This is a genomic window from Crossiella cryophila, assembly GCF_014204915.1.
Taxonomy (GTDB): domain Bacteria; phylum Actinomycetota; class Actinomycetes; order Mycobacteriales; family Pseudonocardiaceae; genus Crossiella; species Crossiella cryophila.
In genome coordinates this window covers 6,147,563-6,173,430 of sequence record NZ_JACHMH010000001.1, presented here as the reverse complement: position 1 = coordinate 6,173,430, position 25,868 = coordinate 6,147,563, and the positions used below count along the sequence as shown (strand labels likewise).

The following is a 25,868-nucleotide window of genomic DNA, read 5'->3' as shown; positions in this document are numbered from 1 at the left end:
TCCGTCGTGCGCATCCTGTTCACCTTCGCCGGCGGCAACGGCCACTTCGACCCGCTGACCCCACTGGCCGCCGCGGCACTGGCGGCCGGGCACACCGTGGCCTTCGCCAGTGGTCCCGGACTGCGTGCGGTGGTGGCCGCGGCCGGGTTCACCGCCTTCGCGGTCGGCTCCGGCAGCCCGGACAACGCCGCCGCGATCACCGCGCTGGCACCCCTTGACCCGGAACGCGAACGCCGCGACCTGCGGGAGGGCTTCGCCCGGCGGCTCACCGGCGAACGCCTGCCCGGCCTGCTGGACCTGCTCGCGCAGTGGCAGCCGGATGTCCTGGTCCGGGACGAGACCGACTACGCGGCGGCCATCGCGGCCGACCGGCTCGGGCTGCCCTGCGCCTCGATGACCTGCATGCCCGCGGGCGGCTTCGCCACCGACGCGGTCGTCGGCGGACCGTTGCACGAGTGGCGGGCCGCCCAGGGACTGCCGCCGGATCCCGGGCTGGACATGCTGCGCCACCTGGTGCTGACCGGGCTGCCGCTGTCCTTCCGCGATCCGGCCGACCCACTGCCCGCCACCGCCCGCGCCTTCCGCCCACTCCTCCCTCGGCCGCGGACCGAGGTCCCGGACTGGGTCATCCCCGGCCGGCCGGGCTTCTACTTCACCCTGGGCACGATCTTCAACCGCGAGTCCGGCGACCTGTTCACCCGGGCACTGGCCGGATCGCCGCGTTGCCGGGTCCGGACAGCGCGCTGGAGTGGATCACCGCACTGCGCCGCGGACGTGTTCAATGGCGAGGGCAATGATCCACAAGGTGAAGGACGTGCGGATGCGGACCCGGCGATCGTTTCTCGGACTGGCCACCGGCGCGGCACTGGCCGCCGCCATCCCCGGCGGGATCGCCGCGGCCGCGGCCCCTGGCGCGACCGGACGGCTGCGCGAGCTGGAACGCGCACACGGCGCCCGCCTGGGTGTCTACGGCCGCAACCTGGGCACCGGCCGGACCGTGGCCTACCGGGCCGACGAGCTGTTCCCGCTCTGCTCCAGCTGGAAACCGCTGGTCTCGGCCGCGATCCTGCGTGACCTTGACCAGCACGGCGAGGTGCTGGCCAAGCGGATCCACTACACCCAGGCCGACCTGGTCACCTACTCGCCGATCACCGGCACCCCGGAGCACCTGGCCAACGGCATGACCATCGCCGAACTCAGCGCGGCCAGCATCTGCTACAGCGACAACTCCGCGGCCAACTTCCTGCTCCGCGAGATCGGCGGCCCCACCGGCATCACCCGGTTCTGCCGCTCCATCGGTGATCACCGCACCCGGCTGGACCGGTGGGAGACCGAGCTGAACACCGCCGAACCCTGGCGGATCACCGACACCACCAGCCCGCGCGCCATCGCGGGCACCTACCGCCGCGTGCTGCTCGGCGACGCGCTCACCGCACCCGACCGGCAGCGGGTCACCGACTGGATGCTGGCCAACACCACCAGCGGCGACCGCTTCCGCGCCGGACTGCCCAAGGACTGGAAGCTGGCCGACAAGACCGGCACCGGCTCCTACGGCACCAACAACGACGTCGGCATCGCCTGGACCCCGGCGGGCACGCCGATCCTGCTCGCGGTCTACACCACCAAACCCGAGCAGGCGGCCAAGCCGGACAGTCCGCTGGTCGCCAAGGCCGCCGCGGTGCTGGCCGACACGCTGGGCTGAGTTGTCCGGCGCGGGGTGTCGATCTGCGGCAGGCTCGTTCGTCGGGTGAGCGACACCCGAACTCGAAGGGGACCTCCGTTGACCGAGCCGCAGATCCAGACCCGCGCCGCCCAGCCCTACCTGGGGGTGACCGCCACGGTCACCATGACCACCTTCCATCTCGTCGCCGACCGGATCGGCGAGATCGTCGGCCTGCTCCTGGGCCGTGGTCAGGAGATCGCCGGTGCCCCGTTCCTCCGCTACCACGTGATCGACATGGAGGCCGAGCTGGTGGTGGAGGCCGGGGTGCCGGTGGCCGAACCACAGCCCGGCGAGGGCGAGATCAAACCGGGCGAGCTGCCCGCCGGGCGCTACGTCACCCTCATCCACCACGGGCACGTGGACGGGCTGATCGAGACGATCACCGGCCTGTTCGCCTGGGCCGAGACCCAGGGCCTGACCTGGGACATGACCACCTCCGAGCGGGGTGAGCACTGGGGCTGCCGGATGGAGAGCTACCTGACCAACCCGCAGGTCGAACCCGACATGAACAACTGGGACACCGAACTGGCCTACCGGCTCGCGGACTGAGGGCGCGAGGCGAGCATGCCGAACACGGTGACCGTCAACGGAGTCCCCACCTGGTACGAGGTCCGCGGTGACGGCGAGCCGCTGGTGCTGCTGCACGGCGGCATGACCGACGCCCGCTGCTTCGCGGGCAACCTGGACGGCCTGGCCGAGCACTTCCGGGTGCACCTGCCCGAACGCCGCGGCCACGGCCACACCCCCGACGTCGGCGGGCCGATCAGCCACGACCTCATGGCCGAGGACATGATCGCCTTCATCGACACCGTCATCGGCGCCCCGGTGCACCTGGCCGGGTACAGCGACGGCGCGGTGGTCGCGCTGCTGCTGGCGCACCGGCGGCCGGACCTGGTGCGCAAACTGGTGCTGGTCAGCGGGGTGCACGAGCACACCGGCTGGCTGTTCACACCCGAACCGGGCGGCGAGATCCCCGAGGTGATCACCCGGGCCTACGCCGAGGTGGCCCCGCACCCACCCGAGCACCTCCAGGTGGTGGCGGGCAAACTCGCCGAGTCCGCCAGTCAGGAGACCCTGCTCGGCACCGCGGAGCTGGCCGGGATCAGCGCGCGCACCCTGGTCGTGGCCGCCGACGACGACATCATCAGCCTGGAACACACCCTCGCCCTCTACCGCGGCATCCCGGCCGCGGAGCTGGCCGTGGTGCCCGGCACCTCGCACGCGCTGCTGGAGGAGAAACCCCTGCTGTGCCGGGAGATCGTCGGCGAGTTCCTGCGTAACGACGCCGTGTCCACCTGGATACCGATCCGACGCGCGAGCTGAACTCGCGAGGTGGATGATCTCGCCCATGGGCGATGTCGCGATCGAGATCGACAGCCTCACCAAGGACTACGGGCGGCGGCGCGCACTGGACGCGCTGACCCTCCAGGTCCGCACCGGCGAGGTTTTCGGTTTCCTGGGTCCCAACGGGGCCGGTAAGACCACCACCATCAGGATCCTGCTCGATCTGCTGCGCCCCACGTCCGGCCGGGCCACTGTGCTCGGCCTGGACGTGCGGCGGCAGGCGATGGCCCTGCACCAGCGGATCGCCTACGTGCCAGGCGATGTCGCGCTCTGGCCGCAGCTCACCGGTGGCCAGGCCATCGACACCCTGCTGCACCTGCACGGCACCCCCGGCGACCAGGCCCGCCGCGCCGAGCTGATCGAACGCTTCCAGCTCGACCCCTCGCTGCGCTGCCGCACCTACTCCAAGGGCAACCGGCAGAAGGTCGCCCTGGTCGCCGCCTTCGCCACCGGCGCCGAACTGCTCATCCTGGACGAGCCGACCAGCGGACTGGACCCGTTGATGGGGGAGACCTTCCGGGAGTGCGTGCGTGAGGCCCGTGCGGAAGGCCGCACGCTGTTCCTGTCCTCGCACATCCTCGGCGAGGTCGAGTCCATCTGCGACCGGGTCGGCGTGGTCCGCGCCGGACAGCTCGTGGACAGCGGCACGCTCAACGAGCTGCGGCACCTCTCCGCCTACACCGTGGAGGCCGAACTGGCCGGACCGGTGCAGGTCGACGGGCTGCCAGGGGTCACCGAGGCGATCCTCACCGAACCGGAGACCGGCCGCTACCGGCTCACCTGCCGCGCCCAGCCCGGCACCATGGACCGGTTGCTGGCCGCACTCGCGACCGCGGGCGTGCACACCCTGACCAGCCGCCCGCCCACCCTGGAGGAACTCTTCCTCGGCTACTACACCGAGGCGGGGAAGTGAACGCGCTGCTGCTGCGGCTGACCCTGGGCCGGGTCTGGGTGCGCACCCTGTCCTGGGGCGCGGCCATCGCGGTGCTGATGATCGTCGGCATCGCCGCCTACCAGGAGGCATTCCCCGACCCGGCCCAGCGCGAGGCCGCCATCGCCGGACTGGCCAGTCAGCCCGCGCTGTACGCCACCCTGGGCAAACCCGGCGACATCGGCAGCCTCGGCGGGTTCGTGACCTGGCGGATGGGCCAGTTCGAGTGCGTGGTCATCGCGCTGTACGCCGCCCTCACCCTCGCCGTGCTGACCAGGGGCGATGAGGAGAACGGGCTGCGCGAGGCGGTGTGGGCCGGATCCGTGCGGCGCACCGCCCCGCTGACCGCCGCACTGCTCGTGGTCGGCGCGGGCACGCTGCTGCTGGGCGCGGTGATCACCCTGGTCATGCTCGTCGAGGGCACCCCCGCGCTGGGCGCGGTGCTCTTCGGCGCGGCCTGCGCCGGGGCCGGACTCGCCCACCTCGGCATCGCCGCGCTGTTCAGCCAGCTGGCCACCTCCCGGCGCGCGGTCAGCGGCCTCACCGGCGCGGCGCTGGCCACCGGGTACGTGCTGCGCACCCTGGCCGATGCCAACACCGAGGTGTCCTGGCTGCGCTGGCTCAGCCCACTCGGCTGGGCCCAGTACGTCGACGCCTACACCACCAACCGCGCCTGGCCCCTGCTGTTGCTGCTCGGCCTGGCCGTGCTGACCACCACCGCCGCACTGGCCATGGAGGCCCGCCGCGACCTGGGCGCCGGACTGCTGCACGCCCGCCCCGGCCCCGCGCACGGCCGCTCGCTGCGCACCATCGAACTGCTCACCCTGCGCCTGCACACCGGCATGATCCTGGGCTGGGCCGCCGGACTGGGTGTGCTGGCCGCCTCCATCGGCGCGATCGTGGACGGCGTCTCCACCGTGCTGGCGGGCAACCCGCAGTTCAGCGCCATGCTCGCGGCCGTGGCCGGTGGCGAGCGCCGGTTCACCGAGGCGTTCCTGGCCACCCTGTTCCAGATCATCGCCCTGCTCATCGCGCTGGTCGCCGCCCAGGGCGTGGTCAGCGCCAGGGAGGCCGAACGCACCGGCCAGGCCGAGGTGCTGCTGGCCCGCCCGCTGACCAGGGCCCGCTGGCTCGGCGCGCACCTGCTCACCGGCCTGCTGGCCGCGACCCTGGTGGCCACCCTGGCCGGGTCGGCGGCCGCGCTGTCCTGGTGGGCCACCGGCGGCCACGACACCTCGGTGCTGGTGGCCGCGGCACTCAACAGCCTGCCCGCGGCCGCGGTCTTCGCCGGACTGGCCACCCTGCTCATCGCGGTACTGCCGCGCTGGGCGGTCACCCTGGGCACCACGCTGCCACTGGCCGGGTTCGTGCTGGCCCTGTTCGGCCCGCTGATCGACCTGCCGACCTGGCTGCTGGACCTCTCCCCGTTCCGGCACCTGGCCCTGCTGCCCGCCGAGTCCTTCGACCTGCCCTCCGCCCTGGTCCTGCTGGCGGTGGCCGCGGTGCTGGCGGGCGCCGGACTGGTCCTGGTGCAGCGGCGGGACCTGCGGATCGGCTGAATACTGAAAAACCAGCGACCAAAGAGCCATGTTCCGTTCACCTGTTCCCCTCCTACGGTCGGCACAATCCCGCCGTTCCCGAACTAGGAGGCAGGTAGCAGGTGAATCTCATCGACAACGGCGATGTCGAACGCGGCACCGGCGGCACGGGGGAGCCGACCCCGGCGGTGCCGGGCTGGCAGACCGTGGAGGGCGCGCCCGCGATCATCCGGTACGCCGCGGGCGGCGGCTACCCCACCGCACTGGACCCGGGCCCGGCCGAACGCGGCGCCCAGTTCCTCGGCGGCGGCACCAGCCCGCGCACCCGGCTCACCCAGACCGTCCGGCTGCCAGCGGGTGCGGTCTTCCGGCTCGCCGGCTGGCTCGGCGGGTTCGCCACCCAGCAGGACGGGGTCCGGTTGTCGGTGGAGTTCCTCGACCGCACCGGCTACCCGATCGGCCTGGCCGTGCTCGGCCCGGTCACCGCCCAGGAACGCGGCCTGCGCACCGGACTGTTCGAGCAGACCACCACCGGACCGGTGCCCGCAGGCAGCACGCACGCCCGGATCACGCTGCTGTTCACCCGCTCCGGCAGCGGCAGCTCCAACGACGGCTACGCCGACAACCTCAGCCTGACCGTGGGAGCCCGCTGATGCTGAACCGACGCACCCTGCTCCGCGGCGCCGCCACCGCAGGCGCCCTCGGCGCGGTCTGGCCGCTCTCGGCCGCGCTCAGCCCGGCCCAGGCCTACGCCGCCGCGGCCGATCTCGGCGTGAGCTGGGACCCCAAGCCGTTCACCCTCGGCGTGGCCTCCGGCGACCCGATGCCCACCAGCGTGGTGCTCTGGACCCGCCTGGCCCCGGACCCCCTGGCCGCCGAACAGCCGCTACCGGCCGCGGTCGAGGTCAAGTGGACCGTGGCCGAGGACCGCGAGCTGCGCCGCAAGGTCGTCTGCGGCACCGCCCCGGCCACCTCGCTGCTGGGCCACGCGGTGCACGTCCCGGTGCACGGGCTGCGCCCCGGCCGCACCTACTACTACGCCTTCGAGGCCCTCGGCCAGCGCAGCCGGGTCGGCCGCACCCGCACCGCCCCGGTCGGCAAGGTGGACAAGGTCCGGTTCGCCTCGGCCAACTGCCAGGCCTTCCACGACGGCCTCTACGCCGCGCACCGCGGCATCGCCAGGGAGAACCTGGACTTCGTGGTGCACCTCGGCGACTACATCTACGAGCACGGCCAGGTCGGCGGCAGCCACATCCGCGACCACGACGGCCCGGAGATCCTCACCCTGGCCGACTACCGCAAGCGGCATGCCCTCTACAAGGGCGACCCGTCGCTGCGCGAGGCGCACGCCGCGCACCCGTGGTTCCTGACCTGGGACGACCACGAGGTGGTCAACGACCACAGCGGCACCACCGGCGACGCCCCGTTCGTCAAGCGCCGCGCCGCGGCCTACCAGGCCTGGTACGAGCACATGCCCGCGCGCGCGGAGACCGGCCTGCCCGACATCCGGATCCACCAGCAGCGCCGCTGGGGCGACCTGCTCGACCTGACCATCCTGGACCTGCGCCAGTACCGCTCGGCGCAGAACCTGGCCGATGGCACCATCCTGGGCGCCGACCAGCGGGCCTGGCTGGGCCGCCAGATCGACTCGCCCAGCGACGCCTGGCACTGCTGGGTCAACTCGATCATGCTCAGCCAGCTGGCCAAACCCGCGGGCGGCTACTACTTCACCGACCAGTGGGACGGCTTCCGGACCGAGCGCAACAGCGTGCTCGGCCAGGCCCACCGCAAGAACCTGCAGGACCTGGTGGTGATCACCGGCGACTGGCACTCCGCCTTCGTCGATGACATCCGCCCGGACTTCGACAACCCCGACGCCCCGGTGATCGGCACCGAGTTCACCGCGCACTCGGTCACCTCCGGCGCCTACTCCGCGGAGTGGAACGCCACCAACGGGCCGGTGATGGGCAAGGCCAACCCGCACCTGAAGTACTTCGAGGGCAACCGCTACGGCTACGACGTCTACGAGGTCACGCCGCGGCGCTGGTCAACGCACATGCGGGTGATCGGCGACCGGAAGGTGGCCGACTCGCCGGTGAGCACGCTGACCACCTTCCACGTCGACCGCGGCAAGCCGGGCAGCTACGAGGACCCGGCCACGATCGGCTCGGCCGCGCAGTACCGGCGGCGCTGAACCCCTGGTCACGATGGCCGTCACGCCGAGGCGCGCACGGCCATCGTGACCCCAAGGACCAGCATGGTCACCGCGATCAGCGAGTCCAGCACCCGCCAGGCCACCGGCTTGGCGAACAACCCCGACAGCGAGCGCGCGCCGAAGCCCAGCGCGCCGAACCAGAGCAGGCTGCCCGCGACCGCGCCGGCGGCGAAGACCCAGCGGGCCGCGCCGTAGCCGTTGCCGACCGAGCCGAGCAGCAGCACCGTGTCCAGGTAGACGTGCGGGTTGAGCCAGGTCAGCACCAGACAGGTGAGGATCGCCGCGCGCGGCGATCCGCTGGTGCTGACCCCGGCCTGCATGGCCGAGGGGTTCAGGGCGCGGCGGGCGGCGAGCAGGCCGTAGCCGAGCAGGAAGATCGCGCCGGCCCAGCCGACCACGGTCAGCGCGCTCGGCCACAGCTGCACCAGGCCGCCGATGCCGCTGACCCCGGCGGCGATGAGCACCGCGTCGGAGATCCCGCAGATGGCCACCACCGGCAGCACGTGCTCGCGGCGCAGCCCTTGGCGCAGCACGAAGGCGTTCTGCGAACCGATCGCGATGATGAGGGACAACCCGGTGCCCAGACCGGCGGCCAGCGGTGTCAAGTATCCGTACACGTTCTTGACGCTAAGGAGTGAAGATCCAGCAGACCAGCTAAAGATTCTTCACTATCATTAGCCATCGTGATGGACGACCTGCCGTTCGACCAGGTCCGCACCCTGCTCGCCGCGGTCGACGAGGGCACCTTCGAGGCCGCCGCTCGAGCCCTGCACGTCACCCCGTCCGCGGTGAGCCAGCGGATCAAGGCCCTGGAACAGCGGGTCGGCCGGGTGCTGCTGCAACGCGCCAAACCGATCCGGCTCACCGACTCCGGCGAGGTGGTGGCCAGGTTCGGGCGCCAGCTCGCGCTGCTGGCCCAGGACGCCCGCGCCGAACTGGGACTGCCCGAGGACGGGCGGCCGAACGTGCTGCCGGTGGCGGTCAACGCCGACTCCCTGGCCACCTGGTTCCTCACCACACTGACCAGGGTCCCCGAGCACCTCCAGGTGTGCTTCGCGCTGCGCAGGGAGGACCAGGACCACACCACCGACCTGCTGCGCGAGGGCCTGGTGCTGGCCGCGGTCACCTCCACCCCCGAACCCGTGCAGGGCTGCTCGGTGCGCCCGCTGGGCCGGATGCGCTACCAGGCGATGGCCAGCCCGGCCTTCATCCGCCGCTGGCTCACCGGCGGCCCGCTGACCGAGTTGCTGCCGCAGGCGCCGGTGGTGGTCTTCGACGGCAAGGACGACCTGCAGCACCGCTTCGCCCGCGACCTCACCCGGCGCGAGCCGAGCAGCCGCCAGCACCTGGTGCCCGCCTCGGACATCTTCCTGGCCGCGGTGCTGCGTGGCCTTGGCTGGGGGATGATCCCGGACGTGCAAGGCGATGAGCAGGCCGCAAACGGACTGCTGGTCGCCCTCGCCCCGGAGCACCCGGTGGACGTGCCGCTGTACTGGCAGCAGTGGAAACTGGACTCACCCCCGCTGTCCGCACTGGCCGACGCGGTGGTCCGCACCGCGGCCGAACACCTCACCCCACTGCCTTGACCCAGCGCTCTTGACCTCCACCTCGCTGGAGGTAGCACCCTTCTGACATGCCGATTTCCGAGGATCTCCCGCCGGATACCCCAGCTGTGGTGGTCGAGTACTTCTTCGCGCTGGAATGCCCCTGGCTCGGCTGGTTCGAGCCCGCGCCCGGTACCGAGGCGACCGCGGCCGCCTGAGCCGATATTGAGCGGCGCCGTCCGCCCGGACTGCCTACGCTGCGCCCATGCGGGACCTGCTGACGCTGCCGAAGACCCACCTGCACGTGCACCTGGAGAGCACCCTGCGCAGGGAGACCCTCCAGGAGATCGCCACCACCCACGGCATCGAGCTGCCGGACAGCCTCACCAGTGACGGCGCTTCCTTCCAGGGCTTCCGCGCCTTCGCCGACGCCAACTCGCACATCCGGGACTGCCTGCGCATCCCGGCCGACTTCCGCCGGATGGCCCGGGAGTTCTGCGCGGACGAGGCCGCCCAGGGCACCCGTTACGCCGAGATCCGGTTCACCGCGGCTGCGCACGGCGAACGCCTCGGCGACCTGGCCATGCCGCTGACCGCTGTGCTCGAAGGACTCGACGAGGGCCAGGCCGAGCACGGCATCGAGGTCGAGATCATCCTGGACCACTCCCGCCGCCGCTCGGTCGAACGAGCCCAGCGCACCCTGGAGCTGGCCCGCCGCTTCCCCGGCCGGGTCATCGGCCTGGACATGGCGGGGGAGGAGAGCTACTCGCTCGCGCCGTTCGCCCAGGTCATCGCGGAAGCCAGGGACGCGGGCCTGCACCTGGTGCATCACGCGGGCGAGTCCTGCGGCCCGCCCAGCGTCCGCGAGGCCCTCACCCTCGGGCTCACCGAACGCCTCGGCCACGGCTTCCGCGTGCTGGAAGACCGCGAACTCGCCGCCGAGGTCGCCGACCGCGGCATCCCCCTGGAGGTCTGCCCCTCCTCCAACGTCACCCTCGGCCTGGTCCCCGACCTGCCCAGCCACCCGCTGCCCGAACTGCTGGCCGCCGGCCTGGTCGTCACCCTCAACACCGACGTCCCCAACTTCACCGGCGTCACCCTCACCGAGGAGTTCCAGCGCGTCCGGGACACCTTCGGCCTCACCGACCCGCAACTGGCCGACCTGGCCCGCGACGCCGCCGATGCCTCCTTCGCCCCGCCGGAGACCAAGGCCGAGCTGCACCGCGGCATCGATGCCTGGCTCGCCGCCCCGCCGGTGACCGCGATGCGATAGACAAGGCGCCGTGCCCAACCTCGTGCTCGGACCGCTGCTGCGCCACGTCGACGACAACTCGGCCACCGTCTGGGTGGAGACCGACGGCCCCGGCACGGTCCGGGTTCTCGACGCCGAGAGCGGCACCTTCCAGGTCGGCGGCCACCACTACGCGCTGGTCGTGCTCAGCGGCCTGACCCCGGACACCGAACACGAGTACCAGGTCCACCTCGACGGCGAACCCGCCTGGCCGCTGCCGGAGTCCGACTTCCCGCCCAGCGTCATCCGCACCCTGCCCGGCCAGGCCGACCACTCGGTGCGGGTCTCCTTCGGCTCCTGCCGCTTCGCCCGGCCAGAAGACCCGGCCCAGCGCGCCAAGATCGGCCACTGCGCACTGTCCGCCCTGGCCACCCGCCTGCTTGAGCTGCCGGTGCGGGAACGCCCCGAGGCACTGCTGCTGCTCGGCGACCAGATCTACGCCGACGAGACCACCGACCGCACCCAGCAGTACCTCAAGCAGCGCCGTGACCTGGCCGAACCGCCCGGCATCGAGGTCGCCGACTACGAGGAGTACACCCAGCTCTACCACGAGAGCTGGTCCGAACCCGAGATCCGCTGGCTGTTCTCCACCGTCCCGACCTCGATGATCTTCGACGACCACGACGTCCGCGACGACTGGAACACCTCCGAGACCTGGCGCACCGAGATGGCGGCCAAGTCGTGGTGGGCCAAGCGGGTCCGCGGCGCGCTGGCCTCCTACTGGGTGTACCAGCACCTGGGCAACCTCAGCCCCACCGCACTGGCAAAGGACGAGGTGTACCAGCAGGTCCAGGCCCTGCACGGGGCGGACGCGCAGGAGTTGCTGGAAGCACACGCGCAGCGCTGGGACACCGAGATCGGCGAACACAAGCACGCCCAGTGGAGCTTCTGCCGCGACTTCGGCCCGGTCCGCCTGCTCATGGTGGACAGCCGGGCGGGCCGCATCCTGCGCGACGGCCGCCGCAAGATGCTCGACGACGAGGAATTCGCCTGGCTCACCGCCCAGCTCGCCGGTGCCGGCACCGAGTACCGCCACCTGCTCCTGGGCAGCTCCCTGCCCTGGCTGCTGCCCCCGGTGATCCACCACCTGCAGGCCCGCAACGAGCACGCCGCCACCCGCCCCGGCCGGCGCGGCAGGCTGGCCGAACGCATCCGCCAGCTCGGCGACTTCGACCACTGGGCCAGCTTCCGCGAGTCCTTCGACCAGCTCTCCCAGGTCCTGCACGAGGCAGCGGCCAAGACCGAGGGCACGGTCGCGGTGCTCTCCGGCGACGTCCACCACAGCTACGTGGCCCGCACCACCAGCAAGACCCCCGTGCACCAGCTGACCTGCTCGCCCCTGCGCAACGCCGAACCCGCGCTGTTCAAACCGGCCCTGCACCTCGGCTGGTGGCGCCTGCCCGCCGCGCTCATGCACGCGTGGACCCGCCTCTCCGGCGTCCCAGCCCAACCCACCCACTGGCACAAAACAGCAGGCCCCTACTTCGGCAACCTGCTCGCCACCCTGGACCTGACCAGCACCGAGGCGACCATCACCTTCGAACGCGCCACCGAGACCACCCTGACCGAGGTAACCCGCCAACGCCTGCACTGACAGCTGGCCCCACCACCTCAAGCGGGCCCGGACGCCTCAGCTCAGCCCCGCTCCAACACCTCGGGCAGGTGCAACACCGTCGGCCGGTCAGCCTCGAACGCCCGCGCCAGCTCCACCCGCAACGAGTCGGCATCCGCCACCCGAACCCCATGACACCCCAGCGCCCGCCCCAACGCCGCGAAGTCCGGCGAGGGCAGATCCACCGCGTGCACCGGATCCTCCCGCTCCACCATCTCCGCCCGGATCTCCCCGTACCCCGCGTTGTCCACCACCAGCACCGGCAACGCCAGCCCAAGCTGCGCGGCGGTGGCCAACTCGGCCACGGTGAACATCACCCCACCGTCCCCGAGCAACGCCGCCGTCCGCACCCCCGGACAAGCCACCGCGGCCCCAATGGCAGCGGGCAACCCATACCCCAAGGTGCCAAACCCGGTCGGATACAAGAACCCACCCGGCCGCTGCACCGGCAAGTTCGTCAATGCCCCGTAGTAGCAGGCCATCGCACTGTCCGCGCCCAAGATCCCATCCCCAAGGGCCTCACCCAGCACCTCCAGCAACCACAACCACCGAGCCCCCTCAGCCCGCCCCTGCCCCCGCAACCGCTCCCGCCACCAGGCGGCCCGCTCTACCCCGCCACCCGCCAGCACCCCATCGCCTGCCGACACCCCACCGCCCGATGACCCCCCGATCCCCAATGAGACCTCGGCGCCAGGTGACGACTCATCGCCCAACCCGGCTCCACACCCAGGCCCGCCCCCCGCCAGCCCCCCGCTGCCCAGCCGATCCCCGCCACCGTCATCCCGCCGTTCCCGTCCGGCGAGCCGGGGGAGCAGCTCGGCCAGCACCGCCCCGACATCCCCCACCACCTCCACCTCCGGCATGGCGTTGACCCGCAACTGCCCCGGATCCACATCCACCCGCACCAAACACCCCGGCCGGGCCAACGGCTCAACCCAGAAGTCACTGGGCGCCAGCTCACTGCCCAGGACCACCAGCACATCGCAGTCCCGCACGAACTCCGCGACCCCCGGCAAATGCACCCCCGCGCCCAGACTCAACGGATGCCCCTCGGCCAGCACCCCCTTCCCATTGGCCGTGCTGATCACCGACGCCCCCAGCGACTCCGCCAGCTCGCGAACCAGCCCCGCCGCCCCCTTGGCCCCGCCACCGACCAGGAGCCCAGGCCGCCGAGCCGCCCCCAGCACCTCGACCACCCGCGCCAGCACCCCCGACTCCGGCAGCACCCGCCCCACCGCCACCGGCCCCCCGATCACGACCTCGGCGACCTCGCCCAGCACGTCCACCGGGATCTCCAGGTGCACCGGCCGCGGCCGCCCGGCCCGGAAGTACGCGAACGCCTCCGCCACCGCCCCCGGGATCTCCGCCACCGAGGTCACCCGCAGGCTGTAGCCCGCGATCGCCTGCATCGCCGCCGACTGGTCCTTCATCTCGTGCAGGTAGCCGTTGCCACGGCCCGGATGCCGCAGTGGCAGGCCGGGAGAGATCAGCAGCACCGGCACCGAGTCGGAGTAGGCCTGCCCGATCGCCGCCGCGGCGTTCAGGGTCGCCGGTCCCGAGGTCACCAGGCACACTCCCGGCCGGCCGCTGGCCCGCGCGTACCCGTCGGCGGCATAGGCGGCGCCCTGCTCGTGCCGGGTGCTCACATGCCGCACGCCCTCGGCGGCCAGGTGCCGGTAGATCTCCAGGTTGTGCGTGCCCGGGATCCCGAACACGGTGTCCACCCCGTGCGCGAGCAACGCCTGCACCACTGCCTGCCCGCCGGTCACCTTCACCACGACACCCCTGGCATCCGCTCTCCCCGCCAGCTCGTCCCAGTCACGTCCGCCCCAGCCACATCCGCCCCAGTCAGGTCCAGCCCGGTCACATCCAGCCCAACCACATCTGGCCGCGCCGAATCCGCCCCGGCCGTATCCACCCCGGCCGTATCCGCCTGAGCATCATCCATCTGCGCTTCAGCCGCCCCAGTCACATCCATCTGCGCTTCGACCGCCCCGGCCAGGTCCATCCGCGCCTCGGCCACCCCGGCCACATCCGCCCGAGCTTCGGCCGCCTGCTGATCCCGCCCCGCCATCGGCACGAGCAGCGCGTCCACCGCGACCGCCTCCGACGGCCCGACCCGCAACGGGTTGATCTCACCCTCCGCCAGGTCACCCCGCGTCAGCGCGACCCGGGACACCGCGGCCACCACCCGGGCCGCCGCCTCGACGTCCACCGCCGGACGACCCCGCCATCCCGCCAGCAACGGCCACCCCCGCAACCGCCGCAGCATCGTCCCGGCCAGGTCCGCATCCACCGGCGCCAGTTCCACCGTGACGTCCCGGTACACCTCGGCCAACGTGCCTCCGATCCCGACCAGCACCACCGGCCCGAACGCCGGATCCCGCCGGAACCCCACGATCAGCTCGACCACCCCGGCACGCTGATCCTGCACCTCGACCACGTACCCGTGCTCGCCGAGCCGTCCGGCCAGCTCGTCGTAACCGGCCAGCACCGCCACCGGATCGGCCAGCCCGACCCGCACCGCGTCCTGCTCGGTGCGGTGCTCGATCCAGCCCGCCTTGAGCACGAACGGCCCGCGCAGCCGTGCGGTCGCTGCCAGAACCTCGGTCCGGGAGGCCACCGGTTGAGCGGCCGGATACGGCACGCCGGACGCGGACAGCAACTCCCGAGCACTCCAGTAGGTGATGACACTCGGCGCTGAGTCACTCCAGGAGGTGTTCACCGTTGCCGTGGTGCTCTGGGTTCCGTGACCCACCGCCCTGGCGTCCACGCCACGCACCGACAGGTCCCGCGCGGCCCCGGCTCGCCACTGCGCGGCCAGGCTGAGGGCCTCGACCGCCATGTCGATCTCGGCGTGCACGGTCACCCCGCCGGCCCGCAGTACGGCCACGGCGGGTGAGTCCGGTTCGTGCGCGGCCATGCTGTGCACCACCAGTGGACACCCACCGCGACCCAGCTCGGCCAGGCGTCGCGCCACCGCGATCTCGGCGGCGGCCTGGCCTGGCGAGTCCACCGCGTAGCGGCCGAAGTAGCCGGTCAGCAGCACCGCGTCGACATCCCCGCCGCCCAGAACCCGCTCGATGGCCACCGCGTAGCTGCCCAGGTCCCCCTCGCCGGCCCCGGCCAGGTCGACCGGGATGCCTGGGGTCAGGCCGGCCTCGCTGATCAGGTCGGCGGCCAAGGCGCCCTGGCCGCCGCTGTCGCTGACCACGCCGACGCGGTCGCCGCGCGGGATCCCCGCGGCGAGCTGGGCGGCGGCGCGGACCGCCTCGGCCGGGGTGCGGGCCAGGATCGCGCCCGCCGCGCGCAGGGCCGCGCGCACCACATCGGTGGTGGAGCTGAGCGCGCCGGTGTGTGAGCGGACCGCGGCCGCGCCGACCGGGCTGGCCCCGGCGGTCAGCACCACGACCGGTTTACCGGCCGCACGCAGGCGGGCCAGGGCCGTGTGCACCGCGCGGCCGTCGCCGAAGCCCTCCAGGTACAGCAGGACCACCCGGGTGCGGGCGTGACCGGCCAGGCCGTGCAGCAGGTCGGTCGCGGTGACATCGCACTGGGCGCCAACCGAGACGAACCGCGACACCCCCAGACCCGCCGCGGCGGCCAGGCCGGCCACTTCCAGCCCGAGCTGACCGCTCTGCGAGACGATGGCCAGCGCACCCGGCGCGCATTCGCCCCACAGCAGCCGCAGCTCGGTGTCGGCGTCGTAGAGACCGAGGCAGCTCGGGCCGATCAGCCGGGCCCCAGCCCGCCGGACCCGGTCGGCCAGAGCCGCCTCGGCCGCGGGGGTGAACCCGCTGGTGATCACCAGGAACGCCCGCACCCCCAGCGCGAGGGCCTCCTCCACCACCTCTGATACGGCCCGCGCGGGTACGCACACCGCCACCAGCTCCGGCACCTCGGGCAGTGCCCGCACACTCGTCAGGCACTCCCGCCCGGCGACCAGGCCACCGCGGTGGTTGACCAGGTGCACCCGGCGCCGGTGCGCGCCCGCCAGCGCGCCAAGGGCCAGCCAGTGACCCCATTTGGCCGGGTCGGCCGACGCGCCGACCACCGCCACCGAGGCCGGATCGGTGAATCGGGCCAGCGTGCTCACCTCGGCCTGGCCAGCGACCTGGCGATGATCAGTCGCTGGATGTCGGAGGTGCCCTCCTCGATCTCCTCCAGCTTGGCGTCACGCAGCCATTTCTCGACCAGGAACTCCCGCGAGTAGCCCCAGCCGCCCAGGGTCTGCACCGCGGCCCAGGCACACCACATGGCGTTCTCCGAGGCGGTGACCTTGGCGATCGCCGACTCCGCCGCCACCGGCTCACCCCGGTCGAAGAGCTGGGCCGCGCGCACGGTCAGCAGGTGCGAGATGTCGACCTTGGCCGCCATGTCGGCCAGCCGGAAGCCGACCGCCTGGTGCTCGATGATGGGCGTGCCGAACTGCACCCGCTGCCGGGCGTAGTCGGTGGCCGTGTCCAGGGCGGCCCTGGACAGGCCGGTGCAGGCCGCGCCGATGAGGATCCGCGAGGCGTCGAAGGTCCGCATGAGCCCGCGGAAGGCCTCGCCCTCCCCGCCGAGCCGGTGCTCCACCGGCACCCGCACCTCGTCCAGGAAGACCTCGGCGTTGACGATCGCCCGCTGCCCGAGCTTGCGCATGGGCGGGCCGACCGTCAGCCCCGGCCGGTCCCGTTCCACCACGAAGGCGGTGACACCACGCGAGCGCAGCGCCGGGTCCACCGTCGCGAACACCACGAAGAACTCGGCGTAGGGCGCGTTGGAGATCCAGGTCTTCTGCCCGGTCAGCACGTACTCCGCGCCGTCGCGCACGGCCCTGGTCCGCAGGCCTGCGGCATCGGAGCCGATGTCCGGTTCGGTCACCGCGACCGCGGTCAGCGGTGGGTTCTTGCCGCACAGCGGCCCCAGCCAGCGGGCCTGCTGTTCCGGGGTGCCCAGCGCGAGCAGCGGACCGGCGGTGAACCCGCTGGAGGTCAGCAGGTTGCCGATGCCGATGTCGCCGTAGCAGAGTTCCTGCTGGATGAGGGCCTGGGTGAGCAGGTCCTCGATCCCGCCGCCACCCAGCCGGGCGGGCAGCATCAGGTCGGTCAGGCCCAGCGCCGCGGCACGAGTCCACAGTTCAAGCGGGCTCTCCGTGTCAGCCTCATCCACCGTGCGCGCAGCCGGACGGATTTCCGTCGCGGCGAAATCCCGGGCGAGGCTGATGAAGTCCCGTTGTTCCGCGGTGAGATCGAGCCCGTCCCGCACCTGCCGCACAGCCACCTCCGCCACTAAGTGACTGATCAATCAGTCAGCAGCAATCTGGTATGGCTGTAGCGGGATGTCAAGAGGGACGGAGACCCATGCTTGACCACCTCGTGCTGGCGACGCCGGACCTGGCCGGCACCGTTGACCTGATCCACCTCCTTTCCGGTGACCGCCCGGTACCAGGCGGTCACCACGCTGCGTGGGGAACCGCGAACTACTTGCTCGGCCTGGGTGAGCAGGCCTTTCTCGAGATCATCGGGCCGGATCCGGCCGGCGGGACCGAGCCCACGATCTTCGGACTCGACACGCTGACCGGCCCCAGCCTGGTGACCTGGGCCGCCCGCACCACGGACATCGATGCGAGCGTGGCCGCCGCCCGTGCCCGCGGCGCCGATCCGGGCGCACCGCAGGCGATGGGGCGACTCACCACCGACGGACGACAACTGAGCTGGCGGCTCACCCCGCCAGGCACTGGAGTCGTCCCGTTCCTGATTGATTGGGGCGGCACAACACACCCAGCGGCCAGGAACCTTCCGATGGCGACGCTGGTGGAGCTGCACGCGATGTCTCCGGATCCAGACCCGCTGCGCGCCACCCTGGCTGCACTGGACGAGGCACTGCCGATCCGTCCAGCCAACCGCGTCGGCCTGAGAGCAGTTGTACACGGCCGCAAGGGCCAATTCGACCTGACTACAGCTCCCTGAGCCCATCAGCCCCAATCGAGTTATTCAGCGTTCGCCCTTGGCGCAATGGCGGGCAAGAATCGAAACTCAGCGTGTTCGATTGGGGCATGCGTGCCCGATACGATGACATCGCGGACTGGTACGAACACGACTTCCTCGCCGCCCAGCAGGGCGCTGACCTGCTGGAACTGGCCAGGCTGCTGGCCGACCTGCTCGGCCCCGGAAGTGGCCCCTGCCTGGAAATAGGCTGCGGAACCGGTGCGAACGCGGGTCGACTCCGGGCGCTGGGCTGGACGCCGGTCGGACTCGACATTTCCTGGGGTATGCTCGGTCACGCGTCGGCGAGAATGCCCGTGACCCAGGGCGACGCCGAATGTCTCCCCATCGCAGATGGTTCCCTGGCTGCCGTGGTGACGGTGCTGACCCACACCGACATGCCCGGCTATCCGGCGGTACTCCGCGAGGTATCCCGAGTCCTGCGCCCAGGCGGCGTGTTCGTCCACCTCGGGGTGCACCCGTGTTTCTGCGGCGGTTTCGCCGACCGGTCCGATCCGGCGGCCATAGTGATCAACCCCGGCTACCGGGACACCCAGTGGACGACCGCGTCCTGGACCGCCAACGGTCTGCGCGACAAGGTCGGTGCCACCCATCTCCCGCTGCCCGACCTGCTGAACGAGTTCCTGGCCGCCGGTCTGGTCCTCGAACGCTTCGGGGAGGGCGGCTCCCCGACACCGGTGCTGCTGGGGATGCGCACCCGAAAGGAGTGAACTACGGAACAGCCCCCCTCTGGCCGCCTCCGCTTGACCTTCACATTGGTGTGACGGTCCAAGACTCGCGGGGCGGCTGGGACTCAGCCGCTGTGCAGCCGCGCTGAGGAGGACCCGTCATGGTCTCGATCGATGTCCCTGCCTTCTACCGGGAGTGGGCGGCCCGCAGCGGTGGTGTCTTCGACGCGGCCGCCGGGGTGGGACCTGACACCCTGGCGGACATCCGGCTCGCCTACCGGGAGTTCTTCCGGGACAGCTTTCCGGCGCCGGACGGGGTGAGCTTCGAGGCGGTGGACGCCGACGGGGTTGCCGCCGAGTGGGCGACCCCTGCGGCGGCCGTCACCGGCAGGTACCTGGTCTACCTGCACGGCGGCGCCTACCTGGTGGGAGACCCGCTGGGCTACCGCGGCCTGGTCGGCACTCTCGCCCAGCGCCTGCGCGCCGGTGTGCTGGTGCCGGACTACCGGCTCGCGCCCGAGGCGGTGTTCCCCGCCGCTGTCGAGGACGCGGTCGCGGCCTACCGCTGGCTGCTGGCACACGGCGCCCGGCCGGAGAACGTGGTGGTCGCCGGCGACTCCGCCGGTGGCGCGATGGCGATCAGCGCCCTGGTCGCGGCCCGTGACCAGGGGCTGCCGCTGCCGGCCGCCTCGATCGCCATCTCCCCCTGGGCGAACCTCGAACACACCGGGGCCACGATGCGCACGCTCGACGGCATCGACCCGTCGGTCAACCGTGCGGGGCTGAGCCGCGCGGCGGACCTGGTCCTGGGCAGCACCCCGCGGCACAGCCCGCTGGCCTCGCCGGTCTTCGCCGACACCCGCGGACTGCCGCCGGTCCTGATCCAGATCGGCGGTCACGAGGTCATGCTCAGCGACGCCATCCGGCTGGCCACCAAGCTGGCCGAGGACGCCGTGCCCGTACGCCTGGACGTCGCGCCTGAGATGGGCCACGTGTGGCATCTGCTCGCCGGCCACCTCCCGGCCGCGGCGAAGGCGGTCGCCGACGCGGCCGCCTTCGCCGAGGAACACCTGCCCGCCGCCTGACCGGCGCGGCGGGCAGGCCGTGGCGCGTCAGCTCCTCGGCTCCGGCACCGGGACACGCAACGGGGTCGGGTGGCCGGTGGTCATGCCCCCGTCCACGGTGAAGGTGCTGCCGGTGACGTAGGAAGCCGCGTCCGAACACAGCCAGGCCGCCGGTTCGGCGATCTCCCTGGGCTCGGCCAGGCGACGCATCGGGATCATGGCCAGGGCCAGCTCATCGGTCCCCGCGCCCTGCTGCTGGACGTGTTCGGCGAGTGGGGTCCGGACTCCGCCGGGGCAGATCGCGTTGACCCGGATCCCCCGGGTGGCGTACTCGAGGGCGGCGGTGTGGGTCAGGCCCACCACGGCGTGCTTGGAGGCCACATAGGGCGCGATGCCGGCGTCCACCGCCATCAGGGCCACGACCGAGGCGGTGTTCACGATGGCGCCACCGCCGCCTTGGGCGAGCATCTGCCGCACCTCGTGCTTCATGCACAGGGCCACGCCCTTGAGGTTGACCCCGAGCACCAGGTCCCAGTTCTCCTCGGTGTGTTCCTCCAGCCCGGCAACGGGTCCGTCGATGCCGGCGTTGTTGAACGCGCAGTCCACCCGCCCGAACCGTGCCACGGCCGCCCGCACCAGGGCTGCCACCTCGGCTTCCCTGGTCACGTCGGTGGCTACGAACAACGCCTGTCCGCCACCGTCCTGAACCAGTTGGGCGACTTCGGCCCCGGCGTCGGCGTTGACATCGGCCAGGACCACGTTCGCCCCGTGCCCGGCGAACACCACGGCCGCGGCCGCGCCGATCCCGGAACTCGCGCCGGTGATGATCGCTGTCTTGCCCGCGAGTAACGCCATGAGTGCTTCCTCCCGCTAGTGATCAACCTCGATCGGGTGTGAACAGGTGGTCCAGGTGGTCGCGCAGGACGGCTTCGGCGGCTTCGGCGTCGCGCTGGCCGGCGATCACGCTGGAGACCAGGCCGCCAGTGAGGGCCATCAGGGCGGTGGCGAGCAGGGCCGGGTCCCGGTCGGGGGCGATCTCGCCTGCCTGCTGGGCCTGGCTGATCTGGTCGGCCAGGTAGCGCTCCATCTTGTCCGGGGTGGTGCCGAAGTTGCGGTTGGCGAAGGCCGGGTCGGTGATCATCAGCGTCTGGAAGGCGACGAAGGTGAGCTGGACGCGGTGGCTGTCCTCGTCGGTGGGCAGCAGACCGGTCAGTGCCGCGTACAGGATGCCGCGCGGAGTCGGAGGCAGGCCCGCGGCGCGGATGCGTTCGAGCATGCGGTCGTTGAGCTTGTCGACCAGCCGGGCCATGCCGTCGAGCAGCAGTTCTTCCTTGGTGTGGAAGTAGTACTGCACCAGGCGCAGGGACACCCCAGCCTCGGCGGCGACCTCGCGCATGCTCGCGGCGTGCAGGCCGCGGGTGCCCGCGATGCGCAGCAGGGCCTCCGCGATCTCGGTGCGGCGCTGCTCATGATCAACCCGTTTTGGCACGGCGCACACCCTACGACAACCTCGACTTCTGATACGCTCGTATCATAACCGAGAGTGATGGGGGCGACATGGGCAAGGAGCGGGTAGGACGGTTCAAGAGTGAGCGGGCCCGGCAGGAGTTCATCCGGGTCCACGACGAGCTGATGGACGAGTACTGGCCATCGGCCCGGGACTTCGTGCAGGTCGAGACCTCCTTCGGCCGCACGCGGGTGCAGCACAACGGGTCCGGCGACGGGGTGCCGCTGGTGTTGCTGACCGGGGCCGGCGGGACCCCGCTGGGGTTCCGGCCGGTCATCCGGCAGCTCAGTGCCGTGCATCCGGTGCTGTCGCTGGAGACCATCGGCGAGCCTGGACATGATCTGCAGGACAAGCCGGTGCTCAGCGGCGCGGACCTCGCGACCTGGCTGGTGGAGGTGCTCGACGCGCTGGGGGTCGAACGCGCGCACCTGGTCGGCTGCTCCTACGGCGCGTTGATCTCGGTGCACACCGCACTGCACGCGCCGGAGCGGGTGGCCTCGGCGACGCTGATCGATCCGCCCGCGCTGGAACGGCTGGGCTGGCGGGCCATCCGCTGGCTGCTGCTGGGCGCGGTGTTCACCCCGATGCCCCGGCCGATCCGGGCCTGGGCGGCACGTTGGCTGCCCAACGGGACGCTGCTGGAGGACTGGGTGCCGCGGCTGTTCCCGAAGATGGTCCGGTACCGGCGGGTGCTGCCGGACGCGGTGGTCCTCACCGACGAACAACTGGCCGCGCTGGCGGTGCCGACGTTGTTCCTCTTCGGTGAGCGCAGCGTTCTGCACGATGCGGCAGCCGCACGGGCGCGAGTGGCCGCCTTCCCGAACATCACCGGCGCCGTGGTCGTGCCAGGGGCCGGTCACGTGGTGCACATTGATGATCCAGAACGGACGGTCGGGCTGGTGCTGGACTTCGTCGGATCGCGCGTCGGCCGGCCCGGCGACTCAACGGTGGGGACTCATGACGACTGACTACGTGGGCCGGTTTCCGAGCGAGGACGCGCGGCAGGAGTACATCCGGATCTACGACCGGCTGCTGGCCGAGCACTGGCCGCCGCTGACGGTGACCACCGACGTGCCGACCTCCTTCGGCACCACCCGGGTGCACCGCAGTGGCCAGGAGTGCGGCGTGCCGCTGGTGCTGCTGCCGGGTTCGAGTGGGGCGCCGTTGATGTTCCGCGGTCTGGTGCACCAGCTCAGCGCGGCGCATCCGGTGTTCGCGGTGGAGGCCATCGGCGAGCCGGGGCATCACCACCACGACAAGCCGGTGCGCGATGGCCGGGACCTGGCGGCCTGGCTGGTCGAGGTGCTCGACGGGCTGGGCGTGGCGCGCGCCAGCCTGGTCGGGTCCTCCTACGGGGCCTGGACGGCGATCCACACCGCGGTGCACGCCCCGGCGCGGGTGGCCTCGATCTCGCTGCTGGACCCGCCGGGGTTCGAGCAGGTCGGGGTGCGGTTCATCTCCTGGGCGATGGCCTGCTCGGCGTTCTTCGGCGCGCCGAGGGAGATGCGGGAGTGGGCGGCGCGGTCACTGACCAACGCGGCGCTGACCGAGGACTGGCTGATGCCGCTGGCCCCGGCCATGTTCGCCTTCCGCCGGGTACTGCCGAACCCGCCGGTGTTCAGCGACGAGGAACTGCTGGCGCTGAGCGTGCCCAGCCTGTTCCTGCTCGGGGAACGCAGCCAGATGCACGACTCCGCGCTGGCCAGGCAACGCCTCGAACGGATGTCGAGCGTGACCAGGGTCGAGGTGCTGCCGGGCACCGGGCACTCGATGTCGCTGGATGATCCGGAAGCGGTGCTGGCACGGGTGCTGGAGTTCGTGGGCAGCCTGGTCCGCGCCTGAGCAGTCCGGACTCGGTTCGGCGCCATGCGCGGCGTCGAACCGAGTCCAGCCAGGGGTCAGGCCCGGATGCGGGTGCCCTTGGGGTCGAGCAGCGGATCGCGTTCGACCACGCCGGGCACCCAGCGGCCGAAGACCTCCACCTCGACCTCGGTGCCGATCTTGACCCGGTCCACCGGCAGGTAGCAGAAGGCGATGGAACGGCCCACGGTGTAGCCGTACCCGCCGGTGGTCACCCGGCCCAGCACCTCGCCGTTGACCCGGACCGCCTCACTGCCCAGCGGGTGGGCCAGCGGATCGTCCAGGGTCAGGCAGCGCAGGCGGTGGGTGAACCCGGCTTCCTTGCGCCGCAACAGGGCTTCCCGGCCGTGGAAGCCGCCGGGCTTGTCCGGCTTCACGCAGAAGCCCAGGCCCGCCTCATACGGCGTGCGCTCCGGGGTCAGGTCTGAGCCCCAGAGCCGGTAGCCCTTCTCCAGCCGCAGGCTGTCGATGGCCCGGTAGCCACCGGCGATGACGCCGTGTTCCTGCCCGGCCGCCCAGAGGGTGCGCCACAGCGCGGCGCCGTACTCGCTGGAGCAGTACAGCTCCCAGCCCAGCTCACCGGCGAAGGTCACCCGCAGCGCGCGGACCGGGACGTCGCCGACGGTGGTCTCCTGGGCGGTGAGGTAGGGGAACGCCTCGTTGTCCAGGGCGGCGGGGGTGAGTCCGGCCAGGATCTCCCGCGAGCGCGGGCCCCACAGGGCGAAACAGGACCAGGCGCCGGTGACATCGGCGATGCGGACCGAACCGTCGGCCGGGGCGTGCCGGCGCAGCCAGGCCGCGTCGTGCGAGCCGAAGGCGGTGCCGGTGACCACCTGGAACTCGTGCTCGCCCCAGCGGGTGACGGTGAAATCGCATTCGATGCCGCCACGGGCGTTGAGCGCCTGGGTGTAGGTGATCGCGCCGACCGGACCGGCGACCTCGTTGGCGCACACCCAGTCCAGCAACCTCGCCGCACCGGGGCCGGTGACCTCGATCTTGGCGAAGGAGGACTCGTCGAACAGGCCCGCGCGCTCCCTGGTGCCCAGGTGTTCGGCGCCGATGGCCGGGGACCAGTTGCGGCCCGCCCAGCCGTGCGGGCGCCAGGACTCCTGACCGGCGGCGGCGTTGCGCTCGTAGTGGTTGACCCGCTCCCAGCCGGACTTCTCGCCGAAGCTGGCCTCGTGCTCGCGGTGCCAGGAGTAGGCCGAGGACACCCGCAGCGGTCGCCCGGCGCCGCGTTCCCGGTGCGGGAACGGGATGTCGTAGTAGGTCTCGTAGTTCTCCACCGTGCGCTTGCGGGTGTAGCCAGGGGAGCGGTACTGGCGGCCGAAGCGGCGGATGTCCATGTGCGAGAGGTCGAACTCCGGTTCCCCGGCCACGATCCACTCGGCCATCACCTTGCCGATGCCGCCCGCCCCGGCGATGCCGTGCGCGCAGAACCCTGCGGCCACGAAGAACCCGCCGACCTCGGTCTCCCCGAGGCAGAACTCGTTGTCCGGGGTGAATGCCTCCGGGCCGTTGATCATCTTGCGGATGCCGGCGGTGGCCATGGTCGGCACCCGCAGCTGGGCGGCCTCGGCGATCTCGGCGAAGCGGTCCCAGTCCTCGGGCAGCAGCTTGCCGTTGAAGTCCGGCGGCACCGCGTCGAAGTTCGCCCCGGTCTGCGCCCAGGGCGCGGAGTCGCGTTCGTAGCCGCCCATGAGCAGGCCGTCGACCTCCTCGCGGAAGTAGACCAGGTTGTCCGGATCGCGCAGGGTCGGCAGGTGGCTGCCGTCGCGCGGGCGGACCGGCTCGGTGATCAGGTACTGGTGCGACATGGGCACGATCGGCACCCGCACCCCGGCCAGCCTGCCGATCTCGGCGGCGAACATGCCGCCGCAGTTGACCACGATCTCGGCCTCGATCTCGCCGCGGTCGGTGCGCACGCCACGGACCCGGCCCTCGCGCACGTCGATGCCCAGCACCCTGGTGTGCGGGAAGATCCGCACCCCGCCGGCGCGGGCGCCCGCGGCCAGGGAGTAGGTGAGCTGGGCCGGGTCGACGTAGCCGTCGGTGGCCAGGTAGGTGCCGCCGAGCACGCCGGAGGTGTCCAGCAGTGGGAACAGCTCCTTGGCCTCGGCCGGGCTGATTTCCTGCAGCGGCAGGTCAACGGTGCGGGACCAGCCTATCTGCCGCCGCGCCTCCTCCATCCGCTCCGGGGTGCAGGCCAGCCGGATGCCGCCGCAGGGCACGAAGCCGACCGGGTTCTCCCCGGCCTCCAGCTCGGCGTAGAGCTGGGCGGAGTAGATGTTCATCCTGGTCAGGGTCACATCGGCGCGCAGCTGACCGACGAGTCCCGCCGAGTGGAAGGTCGAGCCGCTGGTCAGCTCGTCCCGGTCGAGCAGCACGACGTCTCGTTCGCCGAGTTTGGCGAGGTGGTAGGCGATGCTGGTACCGCCGACGCCGCCGCCGATCACGACGATGCGGGCGCGGGCTGGGAGCGTTCGGTCCACGGACACGAGTCCTTGGTAGCGCAGGTGGGCCGGTCGGGGGAACCGTGCGGCCGCGTGTCTTGACGGACAAGTGTGTGCGCCAACACACT

Annotated in this window: 24 protein-coding genes; 17 read left to right on the top strand and 7 right to left on the bottom strand. The window is 71.9% G+C overall.

Annotated features, from left to right (window positions below; translation table 11 throughout):
* The first annotated feature begins 6 nt into the window (after window positions 1–6).
* The 8 genes from HNR67_RS45860 to HNR67_RS27070 all read left to right on the top strand — a co-directional run bounded on the left by HNR67_RS45860 (window position 7) and on the right by HNR67_RS27070 (window position 7,730).
* A complete protein-coding gene (locus HNR67_RS45860; protein ID WP_281403255.1) occupies window positions 7–1,074 on the top strand; it encodes a glycosyltransferase in 1,068 nt (355 codons plus the stop codon).
* Window positions 959–1,702, top strand: a complete 744-nt coding sequence (bla, locus tag HNR67_RS27100; protein ID WP_281403471.1) for a class A beta-lactamase — start codon at window positions 959–961, stop codon at window positions 1,700–1,702. The genes HNR67_RS45860 and bla overlap by 116 nt, the downstream gene beginning before the upstream one ends.
* Before the next feature lie 78 nt (window positions 1,703–1,780).
* On the top strand, window positions 1,781–2,272 hold the full coding sequence (locus HNR67_RS27095) for a GyrI-like domain-containing protein (RefSeq protein ID WP_185005027.1): 492 nt from the start codon (window positions 1,781–1,783) through the stop codon (window positions 2,270–2,272).
* A 15-nt stretch (window positions 2,273–2,287) separates the two neighbouring features.
* Window positions 2,288–3,046, top strand: coding sequence for an alpha/beta fold hydrolase (locus tag HNR67_RS27090; RefSeq protein WP_185005026.1), 759 nt, complete (start codon window positions 2,288–2,290; stop codon window positions 3,044–3,046).
* 25 nt (window positions 3,047–3,071) lie between these two features.
* Complete coding sequence (locus tag HNR67_RS27085; protein ID WP_185005025.1) at window positions 3,072–3,980, top strand: ABC transporter ATP-binding protein; 909 nt, start codon at window positions 3,072–3,074, stop codon at window positions 3,978–3,980.
* Complete coding sequence (locus HNR67_RS27080) at window positions 3,977–5,557, top strand: ABC transporter permease (protein ID WP_185005024.1); 1,581 nt, start codon at window positions 3,977–3,979, stop codon at window positions 5,555–5,557. Before HNR67_RS27085 ends, HNR67_RS27080 begins: the two co-directional genes overlap by 4 nt.
* A 101-nt stretch (window positions 5,558–5,658) precedes the next feature.
* On the top strand, window positions 5,659–6,189 hold the full coding sequence (locus HNR67_RS27075; protein ID WP_185011157.1) for a phosphoesterase: 531 nt from the start codon (window positions 5,659–5,661) through the stop codon (window positions 6,187–6,189).
* Complete coding sequence (locus HNR67_RS27070; RefSeq protein ID WP_246492604.1) at window positions 6,189–7,730, top strand: alkaline phosphatase D family protein; 1,542 nt, start codon at window positions 6,189–6,191, stop codon at window positions 7,728–7,730. The genes HNR67_RS27075 and HNR67_RS27070 overlap by 1 nt, the downstream gene beginning before the upstream one ends.
* A 20-nt stretch (window positions 7,731–7,750) precedes the next feature.
* Here the strand turns inward: HNR67_RS27070 and HNR67_RS27065 are convergent, their stop codons facing one another.
* Window positions 7,751–8,368, bottom strand: a complete 618-nt coding sequence (locus HNR67_RS27065) for a LysE/ArgO family amino acid transporter (RefSeq protein WP_185005023.1) — start codon at window positions 8,366–8,368, stop codon at window positions 7,751–7,753.
* Between the two features lie 69 nt (window positions 8,369–8,437).
* On the opposite strand from HNR67_RS27065, the gene HNR67_RS27060 reads away from it, so the two are divergent.
* Genes HNR67_RS27060 through HNR67_RS27050 form a run of 4 tightly spaced genes read left to right on the top strand, consistent with a single transcriptional unit; the run spans window position 8,438 to window position 12,180 of the window.
* A complete protein-coding gene (locus HNR67_RS27060) occupies window positions 8,438–9,337 on the top strand; it encodes a LysR family transcriptional regulator ArgP (protein WP_185011153.1) in 900 nt (299 codons plus the stop codon).
* A gap of 47 nt (window positions 9,338–9,384) precedes the next feature.
* On the top strand, window positions 9,385–9,513 hold the full coding sequence (locus tag HNR67_RS45855) for a hypothetical protein (RefSeq protein ID WP_281403254.1): 129 nt from the start codon (window positions 9,385–9,387) through the stop codon (window positions 9,511–9,513).
* A 47-nt stretch (window positions 9,514–9,560) separates the two neighbouring features.
* Complete coding sequence (gene add, locus HNR67_RS27055; RefSeq protein ID WP_185005022.1) at window positions 9,561–10,568, top strand: adenosine deaminase; 1,008 nt, start codon at window positions 9,561–9,563, stop codon at window positions 10,566–10,568.
* Between the two features lie 10 nt (window positions 10,569–10,578).
* Window positions 10,579–12,180 (top strand): alkaline phosphatase D family protein, encoded by a 1,602-nt coding sequence (locus tag HNR67_RS27050; protein WP_312988140.1) that lies wholly within the window; start codon window positions 10,579–10,581, stop codon window positions 12,178–12,180.
* Between the two features lie 41 nt (window positions 12,181–12,221).
* On the opposite strand, the gene HNR67_RS45850 is transcribed toward HNR67_RS27050, so the two are convergent.
* Genes HNR67_RS45850 through HNR67_RS27035 form a run of 3 tightly spaced genes read right to left on the bottom strand, consistent with a single transcriptional unit; the run spans window position 12,222 to window position 17,457 of the window.
* Window positions 12,222–13,973 carry a thiamine pyrophosphate-binding protein gene (locus HNR67_RS45850; protein ID WP_221490064.1) on the bottom strand — a complete coding sequence of 584 codons (1,752 nt, stop codon included), beginning with the start codon at window positions 13,971–13,973 and terminating at the stop codon, window positions 12,222–12,224.
* The gene (locus HNR67_RS27040; protein WP_185005021.1) at window positions 13,970–16,294 is read right to left on the bottom strand and encodes an acetate--CoA ligase family protein; all 2,325 of its coding nucleotides are present in this window, start codon (window positions 16,292–16,294) and stop codon (window positions 13,970–13,972) included. The genes HNR67_RS45850 and HNR67_RS27040 overlap by 4 nt, the downstream gene beginning before the upstream one ends.
* Complete coding sequence (locus HNR67_RS27035) at window positions 16,291–17,457, bottom strand: acyl-CoA dehydrogenase family protein (RefSeq protein WP_185005020.1); 1,167 nt, start codon at window positions 17,455–17,457, stop codon at window positions 16,291–16,293. The genes HNR67_RS27040 and HNR67_RS27035 overlap by 4 nt, the downstream gene beginning before the upstream one ends.
* 86 nt (window positions 17,458–17,543) lie before the next feature.
* On the opposite strand from HNR67_RS27035, the gene HNR67_RS27030 reads away from it, so the two are divergent.
* The 3 genes from HNR67_RS27030 to HNR67_RS27020 all read left to right on the top strand — a co-directional run bounded on the left by HNR67_RS27030 (window position 17,544) and on the right by HNR67_RS27020 (window position 19,941).
* Window positions 17,544–18,152, top strand: a complete 609-nt coding sequence (locus HNR67_RS27030; protein ID WP_185005019.1) for a VOC family protein — start codon at window positions 17,544–17,546, stop codon at window positions 18,150–18,152.
* An 86-nt stretch (window positions 18,153–18,238) separates the two neighbouring features.
* Entirely contained in the window at window positions 18,239–18,898 is a 660-nt protein-coding gene (locus HNR67_RS27025; protein ID WP_185005018.1) for a class I SAM-dependent methyltransferase, read from the top strand.
* A 119-nt stretch (window positions 18,899–19,017) separates the two neighbouring features.
* On the top strand, window positions 19,018–19,941 hold the full coding sequence (locus tag HNR67_RS27020; RefSeq protein ID WP_185005017.1) for an alpha/beta hydrolase: 924 nt from the start codon (window positions 19,018–19,020) through the stop codon (window positions 19,939–19,941).
* A 27-nt stretch (window positions 19,942–19,968) separates the two neighbouring features.
* Here the strand turns inward: HNR67_RS27020 and HNR67_RS27015 are convergent, their stop codons facing one another.
* Entirely contained in the window at window positions 19,969–20,775 is an 807-nt protein-coding gene (locus HNR67_RS27015; RefSeq protein WP_185005016.1) for a glucose 1-dehydrogenase, read from the bottom strand.
* A 22-nt stretch (window positions 20,776–20,797) separates the two neighbouring features.
* Entirely contained in the window at window positions 20,798–21,409 is a 612-nt protein-coding gene (locus HNR67_RS27010; RefSeq protein WP_185005015.1) for a TetR/AcrR family transcriptional regulator, read from the bottom strand.
* A gap of 68 nt (window positions 21,410–21,477) precedes the next feature.
* On the opposite strand from HNR67_RS27010, the gene HNR67_RS27005 reads away from it, so the two are divergent.
* On the top strand, window positions 21,478–22,395 hold the full coding sequence (locus tag HNR67_RS27005; RefSeq protein WP_185005014.1) for an alpha/beta fold hydrolase: 918 nt from the start codon (window positions 21,478–21,480) through the stop codon (window positions 22,393–22,395).
* Entirely contained in the window at window positions 22,385–23,269 is an 885-nt protein-coding gene (locus tag HNR67_RS27000) for an alpha/beta fold hydrolase (protein ID WP_185005013.1), read from the top strand. The genes HNR67_RS27005 and HNR67_RS27000 overlap by 11 nt, the downstream gene beginning before the upstream one ends.
* Window positions 23,270–23,325: 56 nt before the next feature.
* Here the strand turns inward: HNR67_RS27000 and HNR67_RS26995 are convergent, their stop codons facing one another.
* Window positions 23,326–25,779, bottom strand: a complete 2,454-nt coding sequence (locus HNR67_RS26995) for a GcvT family protein (RefSeq protein WP_185005012.1) — start codon at window positions 25,777–25,779, stop codon at window positions 23,326–23,328.
* Between the last annotated feature and the right edge of the window lie 89 nt (window positions 25,780–25,868).